1 protein-coding gene is annotated in these 1,483 nt (G+C 61.3%); it reads left to right on the top strand.

Translation table 11 applies throughout. The features are described 5' to 3' along the window. Positions 1–25: 25 nt before the first annotated feature. A complete protein-coding gene (locus HMPREF2971_RS07240; protein ID WP_083314091.1) occupies positions 26–643 on the top strand; it encodes a VC1465 family Xer recombination activation factor in 618 nt (205 codons plus the stop codon). The last annotated feature ends 840 nt before the right edge of the window (positions 644–1,483 follow it).

Below are 1,483 nucleotides of genomic sequence, written 5' to 3'. Positions count from 1 at the left end.
AAAGAATTCCTCCAAAAAGTGCACATTGTGTTCAAAAAGACCCGATGGCCGACCGCCCAAAAAGAACACCAGTCAGCGAGCCGCTATTGCGGCCCGCTTCAAAGTCCTTTGCCTGGACGCTGGCCTAAAGGTACCTGACGTGGCTCGCACTCTTCAGGTCACCGAGCGCACGGTCTATGCGTGGTTTTCAGGCAAGACGGCCGTGCCGTACTCGGCCTACAAGCTGCTGCGGATTCTCAACCGGTTCGAGCTCCCAGGTTGGTCAGGATGGCACATGCACAGCGGCAAGCTCTGGACACCTGAGGGCTTCGGGTTCGAGCCGCAGGATGGTGCGTGGTGGTCTCTCCTGGTCCGTCAGGCTCGATCCTTCAGGACGCTCTACGCCCGTGCAAACGCCCTCGAGCAGCTGATACAGGCGCAGGGAGCGGCGCGCGACGTCTCGGGAAGGGGCCCCGCCTGCGGGGATATGCCCGAGGCGGCGGGCGCGGCGCCCGGCCACGCGGAGGCGAAGCCCGCGGGGCGGCGCGCAGCGCCGCCTAACTTGTTCTTAAAACACTTTAGGACACGGAATTATCAGATTGGCGTGCTGCCTCACTCTGATGCTATCGATAACGTAGCAGGCCGTCAGCGGCCACTAACCTAGCAGGGGTCTCTTCATGAAGCGTAGTTCTCGGTTGGCCACGAAGGCTCTGAATCGAGGTGTGTCCTCTCGCAGCTATGAGATGGCCTTCAAGCGTCGTTTTGCTCCTGATGGCTCCTCGGGTAGCCCGGGGCTCCTCCAAGGGCTTCTGGTGCGTTCTGGCGCCCTTCCCGCGCCGCCTGCTGTCGAGCCTGCTCCTCCTGCTAAGAAGCGCGGCAGGCCTCGCAAGGCCGATGTCGCAGCGATCGCTGCGCAGGTCTGGTCCGATGTGACTGACGGTGCCGGCGTCGTTCTGGTCGACGGAAAGGAGGTCGACTCCAAACCTGCTGATTAAGTCGGTCCCCGGGGGTGTTGGAGCACGCCCGAGGGCCTAACCAAGTTCAACTGTAGGAGAGCTGAAATGGCTGATAGCGAGTGTATTGCCCGGGCTGAGTTGCGGGCTGTGTTGGAGTCGGGGGAGCCTGGACTTCCTCAACAGTGGCGGGCTGCGTTCCGTAGTCCTGAGGATGCGTTGGTCTGGGTGGGGCAGCACCACCCTAACCTGCTTGCGCGGACTCTGTTCGCGGCCGTGGCTGAGCTCAGTGCCAGCTTCAAGGCTCAACTTGAGGTCGAGGCCACCTGGAGGGCTGTTCGGGGGCCGGAGCGAAGCGTAGGGAGGGGGCGAAGCGCCCCTGCAAAGCGGTGCCCGAATTGAGCGATGGCGCCCTCCCCCTATTGGTTCTCGCGTGGCTAATTGCTTGCGCCTCGCAGGAGCTAATTCGCGCTTTGCAAAGCGGTCTTCAATTGGTGTCTAATTGAAGGAAATTCAGTGAAAAAGAATTCCTCCAAAAAGTGCACATTGTG

The sequence above is a fragment of the Rothia sp. HMSC066G07 genome, assembly GCF_001814485.1.
Taxonomy (GTDB): domain Bacteria; phylum Actinomycetota; class Actinomycetes; order Actinomycetales; family Micrococcaceae; genus Rothia.
The sequence above is the reverse complement of the archived record's forward strand: the minus strand, read 5'-3'. Positions and strand labels throughout refer to the sequence as shown.